The sequence below is a fragment of the Exiguobacterium sp. s78 genome (assembly GCF_018618985.1).
Lineage (GTDB): Bacteria > Bacillota > Bacilli > Exiguobacteriales > Exiguobacteriaceae > Exiguobacterium_A > Exiguobacterium_A abrahamii.
The window spans coordinates 1,074,619-1,100,612 of the sequence record NZ_JACSNB010000001.1; the positions used below are offsets into that span (position 1 = coordinate 1,074,619).

Consider the following 25,994-nt stretch of genomic DNA (forward strand, 5'->3'; position numbering starts at 1 on the left):
TTAGTTCACATCGACGATCGTCGTTTTGACGTCAGGCATTTGGGAGACATCTTTTCCGGCATAGAATTGCTTCGAAATTTCCTTTAATGTGCCATCTTCCTTCATTTTATCGAGTTGTTCGTTAATGTTGGATTGAAGTTCCTTGTTATCTAAATCCATGATTAAACCAACCTGACTTGGATTATAAGCGATATCAGGATGAATCGTAATATCGAAGTCCTTGAAGAAATCGACAGCGAGTGTTTGCAAGTAGTAATCATTCAAGATAACGTCTGTTCGACCATTTGAGACATCTCGTAGATATTGATCGTTCGTCGCGTTATCGTACGTGACTTCTTTTGCACCGAATTTTTTAGCGATTTGCATATACGTCGTTGTAGCTTCTCCGGCAGCTTTTTTCCCTTTTAAGTCTTCAAGAGACTTGATGCCTGACAAATCACTTTTACGGACGATTGCCGTACCATACGTATATTTATATGGTTTTGAGAACGCGAATTTTTCTTTACGATCATCGGTGATCGTAATGTCGTTAGCGGCAAGATCAACTTGACCCGTATTGACACTTGTCAACATACCGTCGAATGACATCTCTTTGAATTTCACTTTCAAATCAAGACGTTTTGCTACTTCTTTGACGACTTCGACATCAAATCCAGTCAACTTATTGTTTTTCTCTTCATGATAAGATGTCGGAAAAAGTGTACCAGCCGTCGCGACGACGATCGTTCCTTCTTTTTGAATCTTATCATATGCGGTTGCCTTCTCCTCTTGCTGACCACATGCGCTTAATAAAATCGAGCTTCCTGCGATCAAGAGACCCGTAAATTGCATTGTTTTTTTCATCGTATTATTCCTCTCTTTATTTCCATGATCAATAACTCTTTTCATAGTTAAAAATACCACGGAATCATATGTTCGGGCAAAGTAATACGCGCACAAAGTGTAGAATTCAACCAAAAAAAATATTGAATGAATATCCAAGTTTATGTAAGCGTTATCAATGTTGATATATGGTAATTCTAACTTCAAAGGTTGGACAAAATGGTGATTATGCATAGTAGCGAATAAACATAAAAGGGTGTAAAGTATAATTTAACTGAATATACAGAAAATTAAGAAGGCAAGGAGAGTGCTACTATGACATTTCATCAATACCCTGAACAGCAGGGATTATACGACCCTCGTATGGAACATGATGCGTGCGGGATCGGGGTTTACGCACATCAAACAGGACGAGCGAGTCATGAAATCGTTGAACATGCATTGGCCATGCTTTGTCAAATGGAACACCGTGGTGGACAAGGAAGCGATGCGAAGACCGGAGACGGAGCGGGTATTTTAACGCAATTACCAGATCGTTTATTTCGTGAAACGGTTCGTCACATTTCCTTCCCTAAAAAAGGGGATTATGGCGTTTTCATGATGTTCTTACCACGTGAGGAACGAGAACGGGTGCGACTCGAACGAACGTTAGAGTCAATCATTTTGACGGAAGGACAAGACGTCTTAGGATGGCGTACCGTACCCGTCCAGTCCGAAGTGCTTGGGTCGGGTGCCCGCCGCACGGAGCCAGTCATTCGTCAATGTTTCATTGGTGCACAGGCGATGGAAGGATTGACATTTGAACGAACACTCTTTTTGATTCGTCGCGCATTTGAACGTGAATCGGAGCAACTCGGTCTTGAACAATACGTCCTGAGTAGCTCGAGTGAAACAATCGTTTACAAAGGACTCGTGACGACGGATCAATTGCGTGCGTACTTCGATGACTTACGAGACGAACGTTATCAATCAGGATTTGGTATTGTGCATTCGCGTTTTAGTACGAATACGTTCCCAAGTTGGAAACGTGCCCATCCGAACCGTTATTTGATTCACAACGGCGAAATCAATACGTTGCAAGGAAATATTCGTGCGATGCGCGGTCGAGAACGTCGACTTGCTGAGACGACATATGGTAATCGGGCAGAGGAAGTGTTACCGATTCTAGATGAGACAGGTAGCGACTCGTCGATGCTTGATAATGCGTTTGAGTTTCTTCATCTGTCCGGACTCTCACTCGCTGAGACAGCACTGATGCTCGTACCGGAACCATTCGAACATGCTGAGATCAGACCAGCGAAGCGCGCGTATTATGAGTACCACAGTAGCATGATGGAGCCATGGGATGGTCCGTCTGCAATCGTCTTTACGAACGGAAAACAGATCGGTGCGACGCTTGACCGAAACGGTTTACGTCCAGCGCGATATGTATTGTTACGCGATGGTCACTTCATGTTGTCGTCAGAAGCAGGAGTACTCCCTCTTCGTGAACAAGACATCCTGTACAAAAAACGATTAGCACCGGGTGAACTGCTTTTACTCGACTTTGCGTCCGGTCAGTTGATCGCAGACGAAGAGATTAAACGGGAGCTAGCGACACGTCATCCCTACGCGGAGTGGCTCGCGCAAGAAGTCGTTTCCCTTTCAAGTAACGACTTCAAGGAAACACTCGTTGAACTTGGAACGAAACAACGACACTTCGGATATACTCGTGAAGATATCGATCAATACTTGATCCCGCTCGTCGAAGAACAAAAGGATCCGTTAGGTGCGATGGGGACGGATATACCGCTAGCGGTCTTAAGTGAACGCCCTCAATCCTTGTTCCGATATTTCAAGCAACTGTTCGCACAAGTCACGAATCCACCAATTGACGCGTTACGCGAAGAGATCGTCACCTCGACGCTGACATGGCTTGGTCGACAAGGGGAACTGCTGACGCCGAACCGCGCTAACTGTCGTCGTGTTCGCTTAGAGACCCCGATTCTGCGACCAGACGAAGCCCATGCGCTTAAACAAAGTGGACTTAAGCAAAAAACGATTTCGACGACGTTCACCGACTCGCTTGCAGAAGCGCTCGACATGATCGTTGATGAGGCTGTGACCGCTGCACGAAACGGGTATGAATTATTGACATTATCGGATCGTCTCGTACGCCCCGGCACATTGCCGATGCCCATCCTCTTAGTGACGAGTGCGATTCATCATGCGCTGATCCGCAGGGGATTACGTACAAATCTCAGCTTGATCGTTGAAGGGGGAGAGATTCGTGAAGTCCACCATGTCGCGACGTTGCTCGGATATGGTGCGGATGCGATTTATCCGTACCTGGCATATGCGACGCTTGAAGAAGCGGTAGGGGATCGTTTTACGGATGTAGACAAACGTTACCAAAAAGCAGTCACGGAAGGCGTCGTCAAAGTCATGTCGAAGATGGGCATTTCGACGGTCTTCAGCTACCGTGGTGCGCAAATCTTTGAAGCAGTCGGAATCGATCGCTCCGTCATCGACCAGCATTTCACTGGTACGGTCTCTCAATTGAGCGGGATGACGCTTGAACTGATGGAAGAAGAAGTCCGACGAGCACAACAGGTTGCAGATGAACGGATTTATTTAGAGTCCGGTAGTGTCTTCCGGTACCGTCAAGCAGGAGAACATCATGCCTTTAACCCAGCAACGATTCATTTGTTGCAACACGCATGCCGGACGAATGATTACCGGCTTTATCAAAAGTACGCTCAACGCATTCAGGAGGAACCGGCAACGGTGCTACGACATCTGTTGACGTTCAAGGAGACGAAGGCGATCCCAATTGAAGAAGTTGAGCCTGTCAGCGAAATCGTCAAATACTTCAAGACGGGTGCGATGTCATACGGCTCGTTATCAAAAGAAGCGCACGAGACGCTTGCGATCGCGATGAACCGCTTAGGCGGAAAGAGTAATAGTGGTGAAGGCGGTGAAGAGGAGGAACGATACGAACGGGATGAAAATGGTGACTTCCGGATGAGCCGAATCAAGCAGATCGCCTCTGGTCGTTTTGGGGTGACAAGTCATTACCTCGTTCACGCGGACGAATTACAAATCAAGGTGGCACAAGGTGCGAAGCCCGGAGAAGGTGGTCAATTGCCTGGTGAAAAAGTCTATCCGTGGATCGCACGGGTGCGTGCATCGACACCGGGTGTTGGATTGATTTCCCCACCACCACATCACGATATCTATTCGATTGAAGATTTGGCCCAGTTAATTCATGACTTAAAACGTGCCAATGATCAAGCCCGGATTAGCGTCAAACTTGTCGCAAAAGGTGGCGTTGGGACGATCGCGGCTGGAGTTGCGAAGGGGCTTGCGGACGTCATTGTCATCAGTGGTCATGACGGCGGCACGGGTGCCTCGCCGAAGACGAGTATTCAACATGCCGGACTGCCATGGGAGCTTGGTCTTGCTGAGACGCACCAAACGTTGACATTAAACGGGTTGCGCGAGCGTGTCGTCCTTGAAACCGACGGAAAGCTATTGACTGGTCGCGACGTCATCCTCGCCGCGATGCTCGGAGCGAATGAGTATGGGTTTGCGACAGCTCCGCTCATCGCCGTCGGATGTATCATGATGCGTGCTTGTCATCTCGATACGTGTCCTGTTGGTGTCGCGACGCAAGATCCAGAGCTCCGTAAGAAATTCACGGGATCTGCCGATGACGTCGTCCATTTCATGACGTTCATCGCAGAGGAAGTACGAGAACATTTAGCGAAGCTCGGTGTTAGCCGACTACAAGATCTCGTAGGGCGGACGGACCTACTCGAACCATCGGAGCGACAACGGACGCATTGGAAGGCGAAGAGTCTTGATTTTTCGCGTCTCCTCGTTCACGTGACACACGGTCCGGCTGAACAACAACAGCATCATGTCGAGCGTTCTTTTGACGCGCGTGAAATCTCGCCGTATTTGGAGGCGGCAGATTTCAGTCAGCCTCAGACACTACGTTTAACGATTCAAAATACAGACCGTGCGATCGGAACGCAGACCGGTGCCATGCTAACAAGACGGTTTGGGGCCCTTGGTCTGCCAACGGATCGATTGAAACTCGAACTGAATGGATCTGCCGGACAAAGTTTAGGTGCGTATTTACCACGCGGAGTAACGCTTGATGTCACGGGAGAAGCGAATGATTACGTCGGGAAAGGATTGTCCGGAGGTATCATCGCCGTTCATCCTCCACGTTCGATTTCGTTCGTCTCGTCCGATCAGTCGATCATTGGTAACGTCGCACTTTACGGGGCAACGAGTGGAGAACTCTATGTCAACGGTCAGGCAGGTGAACGATTTGCGGTTCGAAACAGCGGAGCAGTCGCTGTCGTCGAAGGAATCGGTAACCATGGACTCGAGTATATGACCGGTGGATCCGTTGTGGTCCTTGGCGATGTCGGAAAAAACTTTGCTGCCGGTATGTCAGGTGGTGTCGCCTATGTCTTGCCGCGTAATCCTGAACAATTTTTACAACGTGTCAACCGCGAACTCGTTTCGACGGGACCTGTCACGCATGTCGAAGAGATTGCTCGACTGAAGACGTTCATCGAACGTCACGTTGCACGGACCGGTAGTGAGCAGGGCGATGCGATTCTAGCGAACTGGGATCATGTCATTCATTCGTTCATCCGCGTCATTCCTTCGACGTATGAGAAAGTGACGACGTTGATGGCTGATTTCGCAAAACAAGGACACAACACCGAAGAAGCGATGTTGCTCGCATTTGAGACACATCTAGGGCGCAGAACAGGAGGGGTACGATGAAACGACGCGATCAATTCATGACAGTTGCTCGTTCGGGTGGGACGGAACGACATCCAAGCGAACGGGTGGGTGACTTTAAGGAATATAAGACGGCTTTGACGGAAGCGGAAGCGAGTCAACAAGCAAGTCGATGTATGGATTGTGGCACCCCGTTTTGCCATGTAGGGGAAGTATTTGATCAAGTGAAGATTGGTTGTCCAGTCTATAACTTGATTCCAGAATGGAACTTGCTCGTAGAAGAAGGACGTTTTCAAGAGGCACTCGATCGCCTTCTTGAGACGAACAATTTCCCAGAATTCACGGGTCGTGTCTGCCCAGCGCCATGTGAAGGATCGTGTACGTTGTCGATTCATGAACCTGCGGTCGCGATCAAAGATATCGAACGGACGATCATCGACATCGGCTTTGAAAAAGGATGGGTCGTGCCCCGAATTCCAGCAATACGATCGACACGTTCGATTGCCATCGTTGGATCTGGTCCTGCCGGTCTTGCGGCTGCCGATCAGCTGAATCAAGCCGGTTACCAAGTGACGGTCTTTGAGCGGGAAGATCGGATTGGCGGATTACTCACGTACGGTATACCAGCCATGAAACTCGATAAAGAGGTCGTACAGCGCCGTGTTGATTTGCTTGAAACGGAAGGGATTCACTTCCGGACGAACGTCACGATCGGCGCAGATATCACTCTCGAGACACTTGAAGCGGAGTATGACGCGGTGATCTTATGCGTCGGCGCGACGGAACCGCGCAAATTAACGGAAGCGCCAACGCGTGGAGTCGGTTATGCGATGGATTATTTGACAGGGGTGACACGTCACGTGCTCTCGCAAGAACCGTTGTCTCCTGATCATGACGCGAAAGATAAAGATATTCTCGTCATCGGTGGAGGCGATACAGGAGCGGACTGTGTGGCAACAGCACTCCGTCAACGCTGTCGCTCCGTCGTCCAATTCGGTAAACATGAACAACCGGGTACGACGCGTGCGACAGGAAACATGTGGCCGGATACACCGTCACTCTACTCAATCGATTATGGGTATGCAGAAGCTTTTCAACAATTCGGTCGGGATCCTCGTGAATACTTGATCGCCATCAAGCGATTCACAACAAGTGAATCGGGTCAAGTCACCGGTGTCTGGACGATTCAGACGACGAAAACAAAAAATGAATCGGGTACAGTGATCTTTGAGGAAATCGAAGGTAGCGATCGTTACTTCCCAGTCGATCAAGTCTGGATCGCCATTGGATTCAGTGGTGTCGAAGAGAATGTACTCGAACATTTAGCGGTCGCTTCGGAACGCGGGAAAATCAAGACGACGCGTTATGCGACGAACCGGCCAGGCGTATTTGCTGCAGGTGACGCAAGACGTGGTCAATCATTGATCGTCTGGGCGATTCGCGAAGGTCGTGAAGTAGCGGAAGCCGTCGGACACTATTTAAAAGCAATGCAACAAACAGGCTAAATCACATGGTCTGGATTTCTGGCATCATCAGAAATCCAGGCTTTTTTGTGTTTGGCAAAGAAATCTGCCAGTTCAAAAATAACTATTGATTTTGTTTCAAGGTGAAACACCGAAAATATTTCTGCTATTCTTATAAAATGAAGAGGAGGTATGACAGATGAATTCAGAAATCATCTATTTCGTATGCGAGAGTGGAATGGCGAGTAGTGTCATGGGTGCTACGATTTTAAGAAAACGCTTACTTGAATGCGGTATTACGACAGACGTTAAGACATGTCGGATCGCAGAACTACCTGATCAGGCATCTTTTATCGTCGGAGAAACGCAACTCGTCCATCGACACGTATGGAAAACACATTGTTCTGTGCATCCAGTCGATCGGGTTCTTGATCCGACTGCATATGATGTCATCCTCGAATCTTGGCAGAAAAGAGTGAGGCTGCATGACTGAATTTACACCACGGGAACATGATATATTATTTTTCCTCTTATCACGCGAAGAACCTGTTCAAATACAAGAGATCGCGGAAACGCTCGAGACATCGGAACGAACGATTCAACGTGAACGCGATCGTCTTGCCCAATCTTTAGAAGATCATGACTTGCGTTTGACATATGTCCGCGGCAGAGGCCTCTTAATTGAAGGAACAGACGAAGCCAAACATGTATTACGGGACCAACTCTTGTTGTCACATAAACAATTACCGAACGCTGAAGATCGCCAAGTCGAGTTAGCGTATCGGCTACTACAAGAAGAAGGGATGGTCAAATTACAGGCGATCGCCCATGCGATGTATGTGGCTCCGAGCACGGTCAGCCAGGATTTAGAGCGGATTGATGAGTGGTTTCTGCAATATGACCTTGAAATCAAGCGCAAAAAAGGTATTGGTGCTGAAGTCATCGGTGAAGAAATCAACAAACGCCGTTTACTGATTTCATTGATTTTTACGCAATGGGATGTTCTCGCTTTCTATCGGTTGTTACAAGGCGACGCTGGGCAATTACCTCATCTGTTACGCTTGAATCGAACATCTTGGCTTGAGATGATCAATCAAGCGTACGCGGTCATTGCGCCATTGACGAAAGAAGGGCGTCTCAATGACCGACAAATCATGCGTGCGACACTCAGCTTAGCTTTACAAGCGTTGCGCAAAGATCAGTTTCCGATGCGTTACGAGTTAAAAGCGTATCCGGTCGAAATCCTCAAATGGGTGGAACGCGTCGAAGAGCGACTACCTGACACATTGTCGATTGCCGAACGCCAATGGTTATCAGAAGAGTTGCGTGCTTTCTTTCAATCGGACGCAGGAGATACGGAAGAACTCGTCACGCGTCTTCGTGTGAAACGATTGATTGAACGTGTTTCCTTAATGTATGGAACGAACTTCACGAAGGATCATGCGCTAGAACGCGGACTCGTTTCGCATATTCAATCGTACACACGTCAAAATAGTGTCAATCCATCTTATGTCATCAAACAAATCGAACGGGAATATCCGCGCTTGTTTGATGCGGTCAAACAAGCAGCACTGTCGATCTTCACCGATGTTACATTCGAAGACGTGGATTTAGCTTTTTGGGTCATGCACTTCGGAGCTGTCCTGAGTAAACCGACACCTAAACTACCATATCGTGTCCTCGTCGTTTGTTCTGCTGGACTCGGTTCTTCGAAGTTACTAATGAATCGATTGCGTCAAGAATTCGCTGAACTCGAGCACATCGATAACTCGTCGTTGTTTGGCATCGAACGGTTACCGATCGAATCGTACGACTTCGTTTTATCGACCGTACCGTTGCCTGACATCCGCCCACCACATCTTCTCGTTAACCCGTTACTTCCTCAGGATGAGGTCGAACGGATCCGGAAATTAATTCTCGCCTTGCCTAAATCCTTTCAACCGGCACCACGGCAGACGAAAACGGAATGGCTCGATCTTGAGCAACTGCATCGGCTCGTCGCATCGTCAATCCAAGTATCGAATGGATTCAAGATGGAACGGTTGGAGCGGATGGACGATGGGATTGAATCGCTATTGTTTGAAATCAGTACACGAATGGTCGAGCAAGGATTAGCGAAGTCAGCTGTGTCACTCTCTGGACAATTGCTGCGTCGTCATGAGATGTCAGGTCTCGGTATTCCGGGAACACGGCTCGCACTATTTCACGGACGCGATGCGACGATTCAACGAGGGGGATTTCTTATCTTTGAATTGCCTGAACCGATCGACTTACTCGGAATGGATCAACAGTTGCAATCCGTCGAACGGCTTCTCGTCTTGGTCGCACCGGAAGAGACCTCGAATGAACTGCTTGAATTACTCAGTTCGATCAGTGCTGCGATCATCGAGAGTCCAGAACAAATGGATCAATTCGAGTTCGGGGAGGAACAGACGATTCGTCTGCTTTTGAATCGAACGTTTCGAACGGTCATTGATCAATTCCTAGGTCACACTTGAAAAATCCCTGTCACTCAATTCCTGAAGTGACAGGGATTTTTTTAGGTCAGGCAGGCTTCTTTCCAGTCTGTCCAACTTCTTGGACAAAGACTGAACTAGGAAAGATTGAGTAAGCGCTTGCAGTGCTCTTACAATAAGGTCATAGCAAAGCAATCATCTTATCAACTCATACACGAAATGGAGGCTAACGCAATGGCGACAGCTCAAAATGGAGCACGGGGCATCCGTGTACAAGTTCAACGGTTCGGAAGCTTTTTAAGCGGTATGGTCATGCCGAACATCGGTGCATTTATCGCCTGGGGGATCATCACGGCACTGTTCATCCCAACTGGATGGGCACCAAATAAGGAACTCGGTGAACTCGTCGGTCCGACGATCACCTATCTCTTACCGTTGCTGATCGGATACACAGGCGGGAAATTAATGCATGACGTCAGAGGGGGCGTCGTCGGGACGCTCGCGACGATGGGGGTCATCGTCGGAACAGAGATTCCGATGTTCCTCGGTGCCATGATCATGGGACCACTTGGCGGATATGTCATCAAAAAGTTTGATCAGTTGATCGAAGGAAAAATCAAACCAGGTCTCGAGATGCTCGTCAACAATTTCTCGGTCGGAATCATCGGTGGTTTGTTGATGCTCGGTGGATTCAAAGTGTTCGGACCACTCATGACAGGTCTTGACGACATCATGGCTGCAGCAGTTGGTGCGATTGTCAGTGCACACTTATTACCGCTTGCCAGTTTGTTCATCGAACCAGCAAAAATTTTATTCTTAAACAACGCAATCAACCACGGTATCTTAAGCCCTCTTGGTCTCGATCAAGTGAATGAAGCAGGAAAATCGGTACTGTTCTTACTCGAAGCCAACCCAGGTCCGGGTCTCGGATTGTTACTCGCTTACTCGTTCTTCGGTTCTGGTGCAGCAAAGAAAACAGCACCGGGTGCTGCGTTCATTCAATTCATCGGTGGGATTCACGAAATCTACTTCCCGTATGTCTTGATGAAGCCGGTCTTATTGCTTGCGATGATCGCAGGCGGTATGAGTGGGATCCTCACATTCGTCCTATTTGATGTCGGTTTAGTCGCACCTGCTTCACCGGGTAGTATCATCGCTGTCCTTGCAATGGCATCCCGCGGCTCTTACGTCGGATTGATCGCCGGTGTCCTTGTCTCAGCGTCTGTGACATTCGTTGTCTCGACAGTCTTATTGAAAACAAGCAAAGCAAAAGAGACATCACTTGAAGAAGCAAGCGCGAACGTCAGTGCGATGAAAGGAAAACAATCAATTGCCTCGACACTCGTTTCAGCTGATGCCAAACCACTTGCGGAAGTCGAACATATCATTTTCGCTTGTGACGCTGGTATGGGATCGAGTGCGATGGGGGCATCTGTCCTTCGCAATAAAATCAATAAAGCGGGCTTACCGATCAAAGTGACGAATACGTCGATCAGTCAACTGCCGCAAAACGCCGAACTGATCATCACGCATCGTGATTTGACGGAGCGGGCGAAGGAACAAGTCCCAACGGCAGAACACCGATCAGTCGATAATTTCCTGAATGCCGGGTATTATGATCAACTCGTCCATGAGATCGAAACAGCACGGAATAAGATTTCTTAAAAATAAAGAGAGAGACACTCAAGGAGGAATAAACATGACAACGACAATGAACCTTTCACCGGAACTTGTATTACTTGACCAACAATTCGCAGACGAGACGGCAGCCATTACGGCTGCCGGTCAACTCCTCGTCGATCACGGATATGTCGAAGCGGGTTATATCGATTCAATGCAGGAGCGTCATGCCTTATCGACGGTCTACATCGGCAACCATGTCGCGATTCCCCACGGAACAGAGTCGGCTAAATCACAGGTCAAGAAAACGGGGCTATCGATTCTACAAGTACCGCAAGGCGTAGCATTCGGAACGGAACAAGCACGACTCGTCATCGGCATCGCTGGCGTTGGGGATGAACACCTCGAGTTGCTATCGAATATCGCGGTCATTTGCTCCGATGAGGAGAACGTCGAGCGTATCGTGGCAGCGACATCAAAAGAAGAAATCATCGCCTTATTGACAGCGGAGGTGTAAGCATGAAAGCCATCCATTTTGGTGCCGGTAACATCGGACGTGGGTTCATCGGCTTACAACTCGTCAAGACGGGTTACGAAGTCTGTTTCGTAGATGTCAATACGACGGTCGTCGATGCATTAAAAACGAGACAAACCTACGAAGTAGGTTATGCCTCTGAACAAGGAGGACGTGAACGGGTCAACGGCGTGACAGCACTCAACAGTTTATCTGAACCGGATCAAGTCATTGCAGCGATTCGCGATGCAGACGTGATTACAACAGCTGTCGGCCCGAGCTTGTTATCGAAAGTAGCTCCTTTGATCGCGGAAGGGTTACGTCAACGTGATCAACAGACACCTGTCTACGTCATTGCGTGTGAGAACATGATCGGTGGGTCAAAACACTTGCAAGCAGAGGTGGCGAAACATCACCCCGTAGCGGAGAACTGGTATTTCCCGAATGCAGCGGTTGACCGGATCGTACCGCTTCAACATCACGAAGACCCGTTGTACGTCGAAGTGGAAGAATTCTTCGAATGGGTGATTGAGACGACTGGACTACCGGAAGCTTATCCACGGATCGAAGGCGTCACCTATGTCGAGAACATCGAACCGTTCATCGAGCGGAAGCTGTTCACCGTTAATACGGGACATGCGATCGCTTCTTATCTCGGAGCACTATTCCATAAAGAGACGATCGCTGAAAGTCTAACGGATCCACGCATCCGTCGTGGTGTCCAGACAGCACTTTACGAAACAGGATGGCTATTACTTGAAAAGTACGGCTTTAATCCGGTCGATCATAGTGCGTATATCCAAAAGAATATGAAACGCTTTGAAAACCCGCGGATTCATGATGAAATCATACGTGTCGCTCGTTCACCGATTCGTAAACTGAGTCCAAGTGACCGACTCGTCAAACCAGCAAAGGAATTGATGGAGCGTGGCATCGAAGCAGATGGATTAGCGCGTGGGATCGCAGCAGCTCTAACCTATTTCGATCCAAATGATTCAGAATCTTCAGAATTAAATGCATATATTACGAAACATGGAATCGAAGATGCGCTAAACGCGTATTTACAATTATCGGCAACGGATCCACTTGGATCTCGAATCATCGAACATTATGAAGCGATGCAACACCAAGTCAATTCGATTGCTTAAGAATAAGTGTTCTCAACACCTTTCACGGGATGTGAAAGGTGTTTTTGTATATCGAATTAAATGCGACGTGTCGTCATCGAAATGATCAGTTTTTGAAATTCTTCTATCACAATTTGATTACAATTTGTATATTAAATTTGGAATATTCGAAAACGAATATTTAGCGATTAAAATACATTGTACGCTATATGAACGGAACATCTCTATTCCGATTTTTCAGGTAAGAGAAGGTGATCATATGTTGAATTATAAAGTGAACGTATATAGATTAAACGGAGCACGACCAAAAACTACAAAAGGAACCGGACCAAAACATTTGATTTATTCGAGTCAATTTTCTTCGCGTACGCCAGTCCATTTATTGCATCAACTCATCTTGAATCGACTATTGGTTGAACAAGAAAAAAACCTTGATTTGACGTACACGATCGAAGTAAATGCGGTACTTGATCAATTCGTGATCGACGTCCGTGTCTTTTCGACAGATACGGTCAGTGTCCAAGTTGAGCGTGACTTGATTGAAATCATTGAACGCGAAGAAGTCCGTCATATCCCGGCTCTTGAAATCGGGAAACCTGATTTTGCTGAATTCGCCCACATCGTCTTAAAGGTGAAGGAAGGTGGACCACGCCTTTCACAAGAGGATACGCAACGAATTTTCAATGAGTCTGGTGTTCGAGGACGAATCATCCTGCACAAGGAGCGCATCGATAGTCATGAGCCCTCCCATTCGATTCAGTTGTTGATTGGTGGGGCCGAGAAGTGTTTGTATAGTCTTTCGCAATATCAGCTTGATCCACTCTTCCGTAAACATGGTTTGACGATTCAATCCTTGAATCTGTTACCGTTTGATTTATTCATGATTCGTGACAAAATTGCGATGCTGTCTTCGGCAGATGCTTCGCAACTGTGGATTGATGACATCACGACATCCAAGAACGGACGATCACATCAGATTTGTTTTAACGATGGGAATGAATGCATGACGGTCATCTGTGATCTTCATGGATCAATTCGTTCTTATAAGTGTTCGTGATGGTTTAACTCTTCTTCGAATAGGCTACATTCTTAACAGAGGTTCTAACGAAGGGGAGTCGAACAATCATGTTATCTAAACAACAGACGGAAGAATTCAAGCAACGGTTATTAAAGGAAAAAGAAAAGACGACATCAAACATCGAACAACGCGATACCGACTACGATGAAGGTGAATTGTCGAGTTACGATAATCATCCTGCCGATTCCGGCGATGAATTGTTCTTGCGGGAACGCGATCAAGCAATCACGGACATGCAAGAGGATATGCTCTCTGATGTGGACCGTGCCCTAAAAGCGATCGAGGACGGAACGTATGGCATTTGTAAGGTCTGTGGAAAAGAGATTGAGATTGAACGTCTTGATATCATTCCGGAAACGTTATTATGCATCGAGCATGCAAAAGAAGAAGCAGAACAAAACGAGAACGATCCCAATTCGCGACCAAGCGAAGAAGACGTACTGGATCCATCTGTCACAGCCCGCGGCAAAGACATCGACGGTGATACGGACGGATTCTCGAAAGTGAGTGACTTTGGTAGTTCTGATACACCGTCTGACCAAGAAGACGGAATTGACCCGACACGGTCTTGACCGGCAAAACATCTCCCGAAAATGGAGATGTTTTTTTTCTCGAAAAAAATCACAAATATTTACCGGAATTTTTTGACTTTTCATATAATTTTGGTACGATGGTATCGAGAGGGCTGTTTTTAGCCTATATTAAAATGTAAGCGCATACAAGCATCCGTCTCACTGCTTGACCATTTTAGTTGAGGGAGGAAATAAAGCATGATTTATGACATTCCGAACAAGCAAGGGTCAAAGGTACAGTACAAGGAACGGTATGAAAATTACATCAATGGAAAGTGGACGGCACCTGTCGGGGGAGAATATTTTGATAATGTAACACCTGTTACCGGTAAAGTATTGTGTCAAGTCGCTCGTTCCGGTAAGGAAGACATCGAACTGGCTCTTGACGCAGCACATGCGGCAAAAGAAGCATGGGGGAAAACGTCTGTAACGGAACGCTCAAACATTTTAAATAAAATCGCGAATCGGATGGAAGAAAACCTCGAGATGCTCGCTTATGCAGAGACACTTGAGAACGGGAAAGCGGTCCGTGAGACACTCAACGCCGATCTACCGCTCGCGATCGATCACTTCCGTTATTTCGCGGGGGTCATCCGTGCCCAAGAAGGTTCGGTCGGTGAACTCGACCAAGATACGGTCGCGTATCACTTCCATGAGCCACTTGGCGTCGTTGGTCAAATCATTCCGTGGAACTTCCCACTCTTGATGGCTGTCTGGAAACTAGCGCCAGCACTCGCGGCAGGGAACTGCGTCGTCTTAAAACCGGCAGAACAAACACCAGCGAGCATCATGGTACTCGTTGAGCTCATTGAGGATTTACTCCCACCGGGTGTTCTTAACATCGTCAACGGTTTTGGTCTTGAAGCAGGGAAACCGCTCGCTTCAAGCAAACGAATCGCAAAAATCGCCTTTACGGGAGAGACGACGACAGGACGTTTGATCATGCAGTACGCATCGCAAAACTTGATTCCGGTCACCCTCGAGCTCGGTGGGAAATCACCGAACATCTTCTTTGAGGATATCATGCAGGCAGACGATGCTTTCTTTGATAAAGCAATCGAAGGATTACTGATGTTCGCGTTGAATCAAGGAGAAGTCTGTACGTGTCCGTCGCGTGCCTTGATTCAAGAATCGATTTACGAGCCGTTCATGGAACGTGTTCTTGAGCGCGTTAAAGCCATCAAGATCGGAAATCCTCTTGATTCGGACGTCATGATGGGTGCTCAAGCTTCGAACGAACAGATGGAGAAAATTCTTTCATATCTTGAAATCGGTAAGTCGGAAGGCGCAGAATGTCTCATCGGTGGGGAACGCAACATGCTTGAAGGGGATCTCGCAGAAGGATATTACATCCAACCAACGATCTTCAAAGGACACAATAAGATGCGAATCTTCCAAGAGGAAATTTTCGGACCGGTCCTGTCGGTTACGACATTCAAGACGGAAGAAGAAGCGCTCGAAATTGCGAATGATACGTTATATGGTCTTGGTGCCGGCGTCTGGACACGTGATATGAACCGTGCTTATCGGTTTGGGCGTGCGATCGAAGCAGGACGCGTCTGGACGAACTGTTATCACCAATATCCAGCTCACGCGGCGTTTGGTGGTTACAAAATGTCAGGGATCGGACGTGAAAACCATAAGATGATGCTCAACCATTACCAACGGACGAAAAACCTACTCGTTAGCTACAACCCGAATAAACTCGGTTTCTTCTAAGTCGGAAAGGACGTGGATGCAAATGGTGGAACGTGTTCAGGCGACAGCAGCTTGTCTAGAGTTAATCGACCAGTTGAGAGAAAAACACGGTCCGTTGATGTTTCATCAATCTGGTGGTTGTTGCGATGGCAGTTCCCCGATGTGTTTTGCGCAGGGTGATCTATTCCTGGGAGATCAGGATAAAAAACTGGGAGAGATCGGTGGTTGTCCGTTTTATATTCATGAAGATCAATATGAGTACTGGAAACATACGCAACTCATCATTGATGTCGTGGATGGTCGAGGCGGAATGTTCTCTCTTGAAGGTGTCGAAGGGAAACGTTTTTTGACACGCTCCCGTGCGTTCACGCAAGAGGAATACGCTGAACTATCAGCATCAAGCTAAGGAATCAAACACGGTTTCGTCGAGTTGACTTGTTCATTCAGGTCGCTCGTACGGAATCGTGTTTTTTTGTTCGTATCACGACGTTCGAACAGGATAAAAGTTGGTAATGCGGCATAAGAACGGTATAATGAACTCATATTTTGACGAGAAGATAGTTTCACACTATGACATTATAGGGGGTCACCATGAAATATCCATTTTTAGGTTGGACAGGTCAAACGATCGGAGTGACGGCGCCCTCCTCCGGATTACGTGAACAGCAACAGGAATGGGTCGAACAAGCAGTTGAACAGGTACAAGCACGGCAAATGAACGTCCGTTTAGGCGAAACGATTTGGTCGCATCAACTTGCTGAGAGTGCACCGGTCAAACAACGGGCGGAGGAATTGAATCACATGATGACGGATGAGACGATTGATGCCGTCATCCCGCCATTTGGTGGGGAACGCGCCATTGATCTTTTACCCGAGTTGACGCTAGCTACTTACCAAACAAAATGGTTGCTTGGCTATTCCGATATCAGTACGTTATTGCTCAGTCTGACGCTTCAGACGGGAATCGCGACAGCACATGGTCCGAATTTCGTTGAGCTTCGGAGTGAAGAATGGGACGAGACGACAAGTGCCTGGCGACGGGTGCTCGCGACGCCAACTGGAGGAACCGTCACACAATGGGCTTCCGACCGTTATCAACCCGAGTGGACTGATGAAGAACGTCCAACAGGTTCGTTATTTCAGCTAACGGAAGCGACGGAATGGAAAGCACTTGATGAGCGAACAGAAGTGACTGGACGGTTACTTGGTGGGTGTCTGGAGACGATTCGCCATCTGATTGGGACACCGTATGGAGATGTGCAGCGTTTCCAGCGTGAAGAGATCAACGGAGAACCGATACTCTGGTACTTTGAGGTGTCTGAAGCGAATTCGGCAGAGGTACACCGGACGCTGCGACAAATGGCGTATGCTGGGTGGTTCGACCATGCGGCTGGCTTTTTATTCGGGCGTACGTCTGCAAGGATTATAGAAGACCTGACATGGCTAGACGTATATCAATATCTCGCGGATGAGACGGGCTTACCAGTCTTATATGATCTTGACATCGGTCATCAACCACCACAGTTGACGTTAATCAATGGAGCGACGGGGACGGTTCGTATTCAAGGGAAAGATTCACGAATCGATCTGACGTTCAACTAAAAAGGAGAGCACGCAATGGCACGTCGTAAGTTTCAAGCATTAGGCGTTTATAAACGCGTCCATATCAATCCGGAGACACGTCGAATGACGTTACCTGAACCATTTTACGATGCACTTCGTCTAGAAGATGAATTGCTGATTGCACAAGTCGGAGATGTTCTCGTCATGCGACGTCCGGGGGAGGTCGTCGAGACAGAAACGGAATTATTGAGCGAACTCGTAGAAGATGGATTCACGGGTACAGAGCTTGTCCAGGAATTTGCCTACCGGCGTCAGCAACAAGAACAACGATTACGTCAACAAGTCTTGCAGGATGAAGAGGATGACCATGCTGCTCAACTGAAGATCGAGCTATAACGGAAAGAAGGAGTGGGGCAGATGCGTCGCAGAACAAAAATTGGAATCGGAGTCATCGGATCCGGATTAGTAGCAGCGAGTTATTATTTTTATGAGATGGCAATCGCCACGAATCCAAAGCCATTCTTATCGAATAACCGAGATTTAAGTGACGAGATGGTCCGATTGATGCAACCTGGTCAGACGTGGATCAAGGAGCAACCGCTTGAGCGGATCGAGATTGAAGCGAAAGACGGTTTAACGTTACGCGGGCATTTTCTTCCGTCACCTGTTCCGTCAGATCGGATCGTCATTCTCGTGCACGGGTACGGAGGCGTCGGAACGGATTTAGCCGGATTCGGCTATCTGTACCATCAGGCCGGTTTCCATGTCATGATGCCCGATAATCGTGGACACGGAATGAGTGACGGTCACTATATCGGATTCGGATGGCATGATCGGGAAGATTGTCTCAGTTGGTCGAACTATCTGATTGAACGGATCGGACAGGATGCGAAACTGTTCTTGCATGGGGTGTCGATGGGAGGGGCGACCGTATTGATGACGAGTGGCGAACAACTCCCACCACAAATCAAAGGAATCATTTCTGATTGTGCCTATACGTCCGTCAATGCTGTCCTTGCGTATCAGATGAAGCGGATGTATCGACTACCACACTTTCCGTTCTTAGGCATGACGAGCGTATTGACGAAGCTAAAGGCAGGTTATACGTTCCGTGAAGCATCAGCGTTGAAACAAGTCAAAAAAGCACAGGTACCGATTTTGTTCATCCATGGTGGGGCGGATACGTTTGTACCGACAGATATGGTATATGAGCTGTATGAAGCTTGTCCAACGGAAAAAGAGCTCGTCGTCATTCCAAATGCCGCTCACGCGATGGCCTATTTTGAGGATCCGGCATTGTATGATGATGTCGTGGAGAAGTTCGTTCGCAACATCTTGCGAAATGATTGACAACTCAGTTCGTTACCCGCTATATTAATATCATAAATCAACGTCGTCGTGGCGGAACTGGTAGACGCGCTAGACTCAGAATCTAGTGGTGGCAACACCGTGGAGGTTCAAGTCCTCTCGGCGGCATAAATGATTGAAGGAGGCAATCCCAGCAAGGAGTTGCCTTCTTTTTTGTTGCTGAATAGAAAACGATTACAACGAATAAAAATTCAGAAATATTTATCTTTTTAGAATTTTTCTGGTAAAATACGTTTTAAAGAGGGTACTCTTCAGGGAAAGTACTAAGTGAAGTAGACAATCTTTAACACATAGGAGAGGGGAAACAAACATGAAAAAAGGGAGTATCTTGCTAGCGCTCTTGATGAGCTGTGTTCTCGTACTTGGTGCATGTAGCATCGGTTCGAAAGAAGAAGAGTCGTCTGAAGGAAAGACTTATAAGGTCGGCATTGACGTCACGTATCCACCATTCGAATATAAAGACGGGGATACGTACAAAGGAATCGACATCGATCTCATGAAAGCAATCGCGAAGGATCAGAACTTCAAGATTCAATTTGAAGCGATGGACTTTAGCGGCATTATTCCGGCACTTCAAGCAAATCAATTGGACGTTGCCATTGCTGGTATGAGTATTACGCCAGAACGGAAGAAAGTCGTCACATTCTCGGATCCATACTTCAAAGCTGGTCTTATTCTAGTCGTCAAAGAAGATGAGAATGGTATTAAATCCGTCAACGATTTAAAAGGGAAAAAAGTAGCCGTCAAAAAGGGAACGACGGGTGCGAAATATGCAACGGATAACGCAGACAAACTGGGATTCACGGTCACACAGTTCAATGACAGTCCAGCGATGTTCCAAGAAGTGAAGAACGGTAACGCTGCTGCTTTGATTGAAGATTATCCTGTCATCTCATATGCAAACAAACAACAAAACCTTGGATTAAAACTTGTCGGAGACCGTCTCAACGGGGACAACTACGGAATCGCTGTCTTAAAAGGTGAGAACGAGGATCTGATGAAGAAAATCAACAAAGGACTTGCGAATCTGAAAGAAAACGGTGAATACGATAAAATCGTTGACACGTATCTGAAATAAGTCGCAAGGCGATAAGGGAGTGGGATAGCCAATGGAAGTGGTCAAAACCGCATTTCCATTTTTCTTGGAAGGGCTTCAAGTCACATTGTATATTTTCATCATCGCGGTCATCGTCGGCTTTCTGATTGGCTTAGTCGTCGCATTGATGCGGTTATCACCATCAAAAATCTTAAACGGGATCGCGATCGTCTACATCGATGTCATTCGCGGAACGCCGTTCATCGTTCAGTTATTCTTCATCTATTTTGGACTCAATTCGCTCGAATGGTTATCGATGGACCGGATGTATGCAGGGATACTGACGGTCGCAATCAATGCCGGTGCTTATTTTGCGGAAATCATTCGAGCTGGTATCCAGTCGATTGATAAAGGACAAACAGAAGCTGCGCGTTCACTCGGGATGACAGGGCGTCAAACGATGGTACAGATCATCTTACCGCAAGCATTCCGACGGATGTTACCAACGATTACGAACCAATCGATCATCAGCTTAAAAGATACATCGTTGTTGTCGATTATCGGAATCGCTGACTTGACACAACAAGGTCAAGTGCAGCAGTCAACGACGTTTGAACCATTCATCGTCTGGTCCGTCGTCGGATTGATGTACTTCGTCATCATTTATCTCTTGTCCTTAGTGGCGAAGTTCTTGGAACGGAGGTTTACATTACGATGAGTATCATAGAAGTAAAGAATCTAAAGAAATCATTCGGTTCGAATGAAGTCTTAAAAGACATCAACGTCTCGATTGCCGAAAAAGAAGTCGTTTGTGTCATCGGTCCGTCGGGATCTGGGAAAAGTACGTTTTTACGCTGTTTGAATCGATTGGAAGAGATTACAGGTGGCACGGTCATCGTCGATGATTTCGATATTACGAGTCCAAAGGTCGATATCAACAAGGTCCGGGAAGAAGTCGGGATGGTCTTTCAACATTTTAATCTCTTCCCGCATAAGACCGTGCTAGAAAACGTCACGCTTGCACCAATCAAAGTGCGTAAATCGGATAAAGAACAGGCGAAACAGCGGGCACTTGAATTACTCGATAAAGTCGGATTACGTGAAAAAGCGGATAATTATCCAGGTGAATTATCTGGGGGGCAAAAACAGCGGGTCGCGATTGCCCGCGCGCTTGCAATGAATCCGAAAATCATGTTATTTGATGAGCCAACGTCAGCGCTTGACCCGGAAATGGTCGGTGACGTGCTTGCCGTCATGAAACAGCTTGCCCTTGAAGGCATGACGATGGTCGTCGTGACCCATGAGATGGGATTTGCTCGAGAGGTCGGAGATCGCGTCTTATTCATGGATGGTGGCTATATCGTCGAAGAGAACGTGCCACAAGCATTGTTTGATTCTCCACAACACGAACGGACGCAATCGTTCCTTAGTAAAGTCTTATGATGGAACCGGCGTATCTAAATGCGGATACGCCGGTTTTTTGACGAATCATAAATAACTGTCTAAGCGCTCATAAGAAAAACTTATACATTTAAGCGTGAGAATTTGGGAATTCGAAATGCACACACAGGAAAAGAGTAGTAATATAGTAACGAAGGCACTTTCATGGAAGAATGACACGATCATTCCTTCTCATGACGTTCAGCGTTTTATTCATGCAATTCCTTTTGAAAGCGCTAACAGGTAGAGGGCTGGAAACACATCGAGTATCCACTGGATGTGTGGGGAGAAATATAGAAACGGGGGGAACCGTACATGGCAGGCCACGAGCAAGATCAACAAGCATTCTATGGACCAAACCTTGGCTACATCATTGAATTGTACGAGCGTTTTTTAGAAGACAAGACATCCGTTGATGAGGAGACACGTGCTTATTTCGAAGAGCATGGTGCACCCGTGACGGAACCAGTCGTACCGATGCAAGTCGAGACAGGAGATTTCGAAAAATATCTTGCGGCGAATCGTTTAGCGGAACAAATTCGTGCAAAAGGACATCTTGCGGCGGATATCTATCCGCTGAAGGACCATCCGCGAGAAACAGGATTATTCGAATTGAGTCAGTACGGATTGACAGAGGCAGATCTTCGAAAAATGCCAGTCTCACTCGTCTGTCCTGAACCACCAACTGGTGTACAGGACGCGTTTGAAGGCATCGAACATTTAAAAGCGCAGTACACGGGAGCAGCCGCAGTTGAGTTCCAGCATGTCGACGATCTCGATGAAAAGAAATGGCTCCGACAGAAAATCGAGCAAGGTGCTTTGACGGCGACGCTAGACGCTGAACAAAAGAAACAGTTGTTCAAACGCTTAGCTGAAACGGACCTCTTCGAAAAATACTTGCACAAAACATATGTCGGTCAAAAACGCTTCTCGATTGAAGGACTTGACGCGATGGTGCCATTGCTCGACACGATCGTCGGACACCTCATCTCGAACGGGTCGGAGACGATTAATATCGGAATGGCACACCGTGGACGGTTGAACGTTTTGGCGCACGTACTTGGGAAGCCATATGAAATGATCTTTGCTGAGTTCCAGCATGCACCGAACCACGACCTCGTACCATCTGAAGGATCGATCGGGATCACGTACGGTTGGACGGGCGACGTGAAGTATCACCTCGGTTTAAACCGAAAACTCGAGCAAGAGACACGTAACGTGCGGATGACGCTTGCGAACAATCCGTCGCACCTTGAGTTCGTCGACCCAGTCGTCGAAGGCTTCACACGTGCGGCTCAAGATGATCGCTCACAAAAAGGGGCACCACGTCAAGAGCAAGCAGCAGCAGCTGCGATCCTCATTCATGGGGATGCAGCGTTCCCAGGTCAAGGAATTGTGGCTGAAACATTGAATTTAGCGAATCTCAAAGGATATAACACCGGCGGAACGATTCATATCATCGCGAACAACACGATCGGCTTCACGACGGAGCCGACGGACTCCCGTTCGACGCGTTACTCGAGTGATCTTGCCAAAGGATACGAGATCCCAGTCTTCCACGTCAACGCGGATGAGCCGGAAAGCTGTCTCGCAGTCGCTTTGCTTGCGAGCGAGTACCGGGCAACGTTTAAGAAGGATGTCATGATTGATTTAATAGGATATCGTCGTTTTGGTCATAACGAAATGGATGAACCGATGAATACGAACCCGGTCTTATACGATTTGATTCATAAACATGATCCAATTCGTGTCTTGTACGGGAAAACGCTTGTCGCGAACGGGGATGCGACAGCTGACGAAATTCAATCGATTGAAACGTCGATCAATGATCAAATGAAAGCGGCTCGTGAAAAAGTACCGAACGCGGAGAAAGAGTATGGTGGGGTCATGCCGGACGTCGTCTTTAAAGGCGTTCCGACGATTGAGACAGGGGTCTCGATTGAAACATTGACGGCGTACAACGAAGAATTGTTACAGTGGCCGGATGGCTTCCAAGTATTCCATAAACTTGAGAAGGTCCTGAAGCGCCGGACGGATGCGTTCTCGACAAAGAACGGAATTGACTGGGGACATGCCGAAACATTGGCGTTTGCTTCGATTCTCTCAGATGGAACACCAATCCGCTTGAGCGGTCAAGATTCTGAACGAGGAACGTTCGCACAACGGAACATTAATCTTCATGATGTGAAAACAGGAGAAGGCTTCTCGCCACTCCATGCCTTATCAACGGCAACTGCATCATTCTCGGTCTACAACAGTCCGTTGTCTGAAGCAGGTGTACTTGGTTTTGAATACGGTTATAACGTCTTCGCTCCGGAAACGCTCGTATTATGGGAAGCGCAATATGGGGACTTTGCGAACTCAGGTCAAGTCATCTTCGACCAGTTCATCTCAGCTAGCCGAGCGAAATGGGGACAAACATCAGGTCTCGTCATGTTGCTTCCGCATGGTTATGAAGGGCAAGGACCAGAACACTCGAGTGGTCGTTTAGAACGCTTCTTGACGTTATCGGGTGAGAAAAACTGGACGGTCGCGAACGTATCGAGTGCTGCCCAGTACTTCCACTTATTGCGCCGACAAGCAGCGATTCTCGGAAAAGAGGAAGTCCGACCGCTCGTCGTCATGACGCCGAAGAGTCTCTTGCGTCATCCGCTTGCAACATCGGATGTCTCTGAGTTGACGGAAGGTAGTTTCCAGCGTGTCATCGAACAATCAGGGCTCGGAGAAGCACCAGATCGAGTTAAACGTCTTGTGTTCTGTTCTGGTAAGATGGCAATCGATCTAGCGGAAGCCGTTTCAAAATCAGATGAGAATCTCGATTGGCTACAAATCGTCCGGGTCGAGGAGTTGTATCCATTCCCGGCAAAAGCCTTAAAAGAAGTCATCGCGCGCTATGAATCCGTCGAAGAGATGGTCTGGGTGCAAGAAGAACCGAAAAACATGGGGGCGTGGTCCTTCATGGAACCTCGACTTGAGACAGTCGCACCGAATGGTATCCAAACCGTCCGTTACATCGGTCGTCGTCGTCGTTCCAGTACAGCAGAAGGTGACCCATCAGGTCATAAAGTAGAGCAGGCACGTATCATTAATGATGCACTCACAGCGACTGCTTCTACTCCAACAGCACCATCACACGTATCAAATCACACATCATAACTTAAGATAGAATCGAGTCATAGGGGGAGAATACGATGGAAATCAAAGTACCAGAACTTGCCGAATCAATTACAGAAGGAACGGTGGCGTCTTGGTTAAAACAACCAGGTGATCACGTGGAAAAAGGGGAAGCCATCGTTGAGCTCGAGACAGATAAGGTCAACATCGAAGTACCGTCAGATGAAGCTGGTACGTTGACGGAGGTGATGGCTGCTGAAGGAGATACAGTCCGCGTCGGGGAAACGATTGCTGTCATCTCTGCTGGTGGCGAGGCTCCAAAACCGGCTGCGGCAGAAACAGTACAAGAAACGCCAAAAGAGACACCAAAAGCAGAAGAAAAAACGGAACAACCGGTGGCTGCAGCAGCGACTGAAAGTACATCTGTTGCGGATCGTCCGATTGCTTCACCTGCTGCCCGTAAACTGGCTCGTGAAAAAGGAATTGATTTAGCACAAGTGGCAACGCAAGATCCGCTCGGTCGGATTCGTGTGCAAGACGTCGCGACGTTTGAAGTAGCACCACGTGAGCAAGCAAAACCGGCTCCTACGAAACCTGCTACACCGGCACCAGCACCTGCAGCCACTCCTGGGAAACCGGAAGAGCGAATCAAGATGTCACGCCGTCGTAAGACAATCGCGAACCGACTCGTTGAAGTTCAACAAACGGCAGCGATGTTGACGACATTCAATGAGATCGATATGTCAGCGGTCATGGCACTGCGTAAACGTCGCCAAGAGAAATTCGTGAAGGAAAACGAAGTCAAGCTTGGCTTCATGTCATTCTTTACGAAAGCAGCAGTCGCAGCACTTAAAAAGATGCCATACTTGAATGCTGAGATTCAAGGCGATGAAATCGTCCTCAAAAAATTCTATGATATCGGTATTGCCGTTTCAGCACCAGACGGTCTCGTCGTTCCGGTCGTTCGTGATGCGGATAAGAAGAACTTCGCTGAGATTGAAAAAGACATCATTCAACTAGCGGTCAAGGCGCGTGATAATAAACTCGGTCTATCTGATTTGACGGGTGGTACGTTCACGATCACGAATGGTGGTACGTTCGGTTCACTCATGTCGACACCGATTTTAAACGGTCCACAAGTCGCGATTCTCGGAATGCACGCAATCAACTTACGTCCTGTAGCGATTGATGCTGAACGCATGGAAAACCGTCCGATGATGTATGTCGCACTCTCTTATGATCACCGAATCGTTGATGGAAAAGAAGCCGTTACGTTCTTGAAGCACATTAAAGATCTCCTTGAAGATCCAGAGTCATTGATTTTCGAAGCGTAATCATAAAAAGACCCGTTTTAGATGCGGGTCTTTTTTTTGTTGA

Annotated in this window: 20 protein-coding genes and 1 tRNA gene; 20 read left to right on the forward strand and 1 reads right to left on the reverse strand. The window is 47.5% G+C overall.

Annotation, left to right across the window (positions count from 1 at the left end; all coding sequences use genetic code 11):
- Positions 1 to 843: a transporter substrate-binding domain-containing protein gene (locus KNQ18_RS05340; RefSeq protein WP_064299704.1), complete on the reverse strand. Its 843-nt coding sequence runs from the start codon at positions 841 to 843 to the stop codon at positions 1 to 3.
- Between the two features lie 294 nt (positions 844 to 1,137).
- On the opposite strand from KNQ18_RS05340, the gene gltB reads away from it, so the two are divergent.
- The 20 genes from gltB (at position 1,138) to odhB (ending at position 25,951) form a co-directional block, all read left to right on the forward strand.
- Positions 1,138 to 5,610 (forward strand): glutamate synthase large subunit, encoded by a 4,473-nt coding sequence (gltB, locus tag KNQ18_RS05345; protein ID WP_215083993.1) that lies wholly within the window; start codon positions 1,138 to 1,140, stop codon positions 5,608 to 5,610.
- On the forward strand, positions 5,607 to 7,073 hold the full coding sequence (locus KNQ18_RS05350; protein WP_215083995.1) for a glutamate synthase subunit beta: 1,467 nt from the start codon (positions 5,607 to 5,609) through the stop codon (positions 7,071 to 7,073). The genes gltB and KNQ18_RS05350 overlap by 4 nt, the downstream gene beginning before the upstream one ends.
- Before the next feature lie 157 nt (positions 7,074 to 7,230).
- The gene (locus KNQ18_RS05355; protein WP_050678288.1) at positions 7,231 to 7,524 is read left to right on the forward strand and encodes a PTS sugar transporter subunit IIB; all 294 of its coding nucleotides are present in this window, start codon (positions 7,231 to 7,233) and stop codon (positions 7,522 to 7,524) included.
- Positions 7,517 to 9,529: a BglG family transcription antiterminator gene (locus KNQ18_RS05360; RefSeq protein WP_215083997.1), complete on the forward strand. Its 2,013-nt coding sequence runs from the start codon at positions 7,517 to 7,519 to the stop codon at positions 9,527 to 9,529. Before KNQ18_RS05355 ends, KNQ18_RS05360 begins: the two co-directional genes overlap by 8 nt.
- Positions 9,530 to 9,721: 192 nt before the next feature.
- A complete protein-coding gene (locus KNQ18_RS05365) occupies positions 9,722 to 11,152 on the forward strand; it encodes a PTS mannitol transporter subunit IIBC (RefSeq protein WP_075642502.1) in 1,431 nt (476 codons plus the stop codon).
- Positions 11,153 to 11,186: 34 nt separating this feature from the next.
- Positions 11,187 to 11,624 carry a PTS mannitol transporter subunit IIA gene (locus tag KNQ18_RS05370; RefSeq protein ID WP_200934376.1) on the forward strand — a complete coding sequence of 146 codons (438 nt, stop codon included), beginning with the start codon at positions 11,187 to 11,189 and terminating at the stop codon, positions 11,622 to 11,624.
- Between the two features lie 2 nt (positions 11,625 to 11,626).
- Positions 11,627 to 12,769: a mannitol-1-phosphate 5-dehydrogenase gene (locus KNQ18_RS05375; protein ID WP_214723494.1), complete on the forward strand. Its 1,143-nt coding sequence runs from the start codon at positions 11,627 to 11,629 to the stop codon at positions 12,767 to 12,769.
- 238 nt (positions 12,770 to 13,007) lie between these two features.
- Entirely contained in the window at positions 13,008 to 13,805 is a 798-nt protein-coding gene (locus KNQ18_RS05380; RefSeq protein ID WP_050678284.1) for a hypothetical protein, read from the forward strand.
- 68 nt (positions 13,806 to 13,873) lie between these two features.
- Positions 13,874 to 14,398, forward strand: coding sequence for a TraR/DksA C4-type zinc finger protein (locus KNQ18_RS05385; protein WP_023468557.1), 525 nt, complete (start codon positions 13,874 to 13,876; stop codon positions 14,396 to 14,398).
- A gap of 198 nt (positions 14,399 to 14,596) precedes the next feature.
- Positions 14,597 to 16,117: an aldehyde dehydrogenase gene (adh, locus tag KNQ18_RS05390; RefSeq protein ID WP_023468556.1), complete on the forward strand. Its 1,521-nt coding sequence runs from the start codon at positions 14,597 to 14,599 to the stop codon at positions 16,115 to 16,117.
- A gap of 22 nt (positions 16,118 to 16,139) precedes the next feature.
- Positions 16,140 to 16,502, forward strand: a complete 363-nt coding sequence (locus KNQ18_RS05395) for a DUF779 domain-containing protein (RefSeq protein WP_023468555.1) — start codon at positions 16,140 to 16,142, stop codon at positions 16,500 to 16,502.
- Positions 16,503 to 16,687: 185 nt separating this feature from the next.
- Positions 16,688 to 17,698, forward strand: coding sequence for a S66 family peptidase (locus KNQ18_RS05400; protein WP_214770578.1), 1,011 nt, complete (start codon positions 16,688 to 16,690; stop codon positions 17,696 to 17,698).
- A gap of 15 nt (positions 17,699 to 17,713) precedes the next feature.
- Positions 17,714 to 18,055 carry a hypothetical protein gene (locus tag KNQ18_RS05405; protein WP_050678281.1) on the forward strand — a complete coding sequence of 114 codons (342 nt, stop codon included), beginning with the start codon at positions 17,714 to 17,716 and terminating at the stop codon, positions 18,053 to 18,055.
- Positions 18,056 to 18,076: 21 nt separating this feature from the next.
- The gene (locus KNQ18_RS05410) at positions 18,077 to 19,009 is read left to right on the forward strand and encodes an alpha/beta hydrolase (RefSeq protein WP_215083999.1); all 933 of its coding nucleotides are present in this window, start codon (positions 18,077 to 18,079) and stop codon (positions 19,007 to 19,009) included.
- Between the two features lie 42 nt (positions 19,010 to 19,051).
- Positions 19,052 to 19,135: transfer RNA gene (locus KNQ18_RS05415), tRNA-Leu, on the forward strand.
- Between the two features lie 202 nt (positions 19,136 to 19,337).
- Positions 19,338 to 20,105, forward strand: a complete 768-nt coding sequence (locus tag KNQ18_RS05420; protein WP_023468551.1) for a transporter substrate-binding domain-containing protein — start codon at positions 19,338 to 19,340, stop codon at positions 20,103 to 20,105.
- Between the two features lie 31 nt (positions 20,106 to 20,136).
- A complete protein-coding gene (locus KNQ18_RS05425) occupies positions 20,137 to 20,781 on the forward strand; it encodes an amino acid ABC transporter permease (protein ID WP_023468550.1) in 645 nt (214 codons plus the stop codon).
- Positions 20,778 to 21,506: an amino acid ABC transporter ATP-binding protein gene (locus tag KNQ18_RS05430; RefSeq protein ID WP_023468549.1), complete on the forward strand. Its 729-nt coding sequence runs from the start codon at positions 20,778 to 20,780 to the stop codon at positions 21,504 to 21,506. Before KNQ18_RS05425 ends, KNQ18_RS05430 begins: the two co-directional genes overlap by 4 nt.
- Before the next feature lie 312 nt (positions 21,507 to 21,818).
- Positions 21,819 to 24,659 carry a 2-oxoglutarate dehydrogenase E1 component gene (locus tag KNQ18_RS05435; protein ID WP_064299712.1) on the forward strand — a complete coding sequence of 947 codons (2,841 nt, stop codon included), beginning with the start codon at positions 21,819 to 21,821 and terminating at the stop codon, positions 24,657 to 24,659.
- A gap of 35 nt (positions 24,660 to 24,694) precedes the next feature.
- Positions 24,695 to 25,951, forward strand: a complete 1,257-nt coding sequence (gene odhB / locus KNQ18_RS05440) for a 2-oxoglutarate dehydrogenase complex dihydrolipoyllysine-residue succinyltransferase (protein ID WP_214805106.1) — start codon at positions 24,695 to 24,697, stop codon at positions 25,949 to 25,951.
- Positions 25,952 to 25,994: the final 43 nt, after the last annotated feature.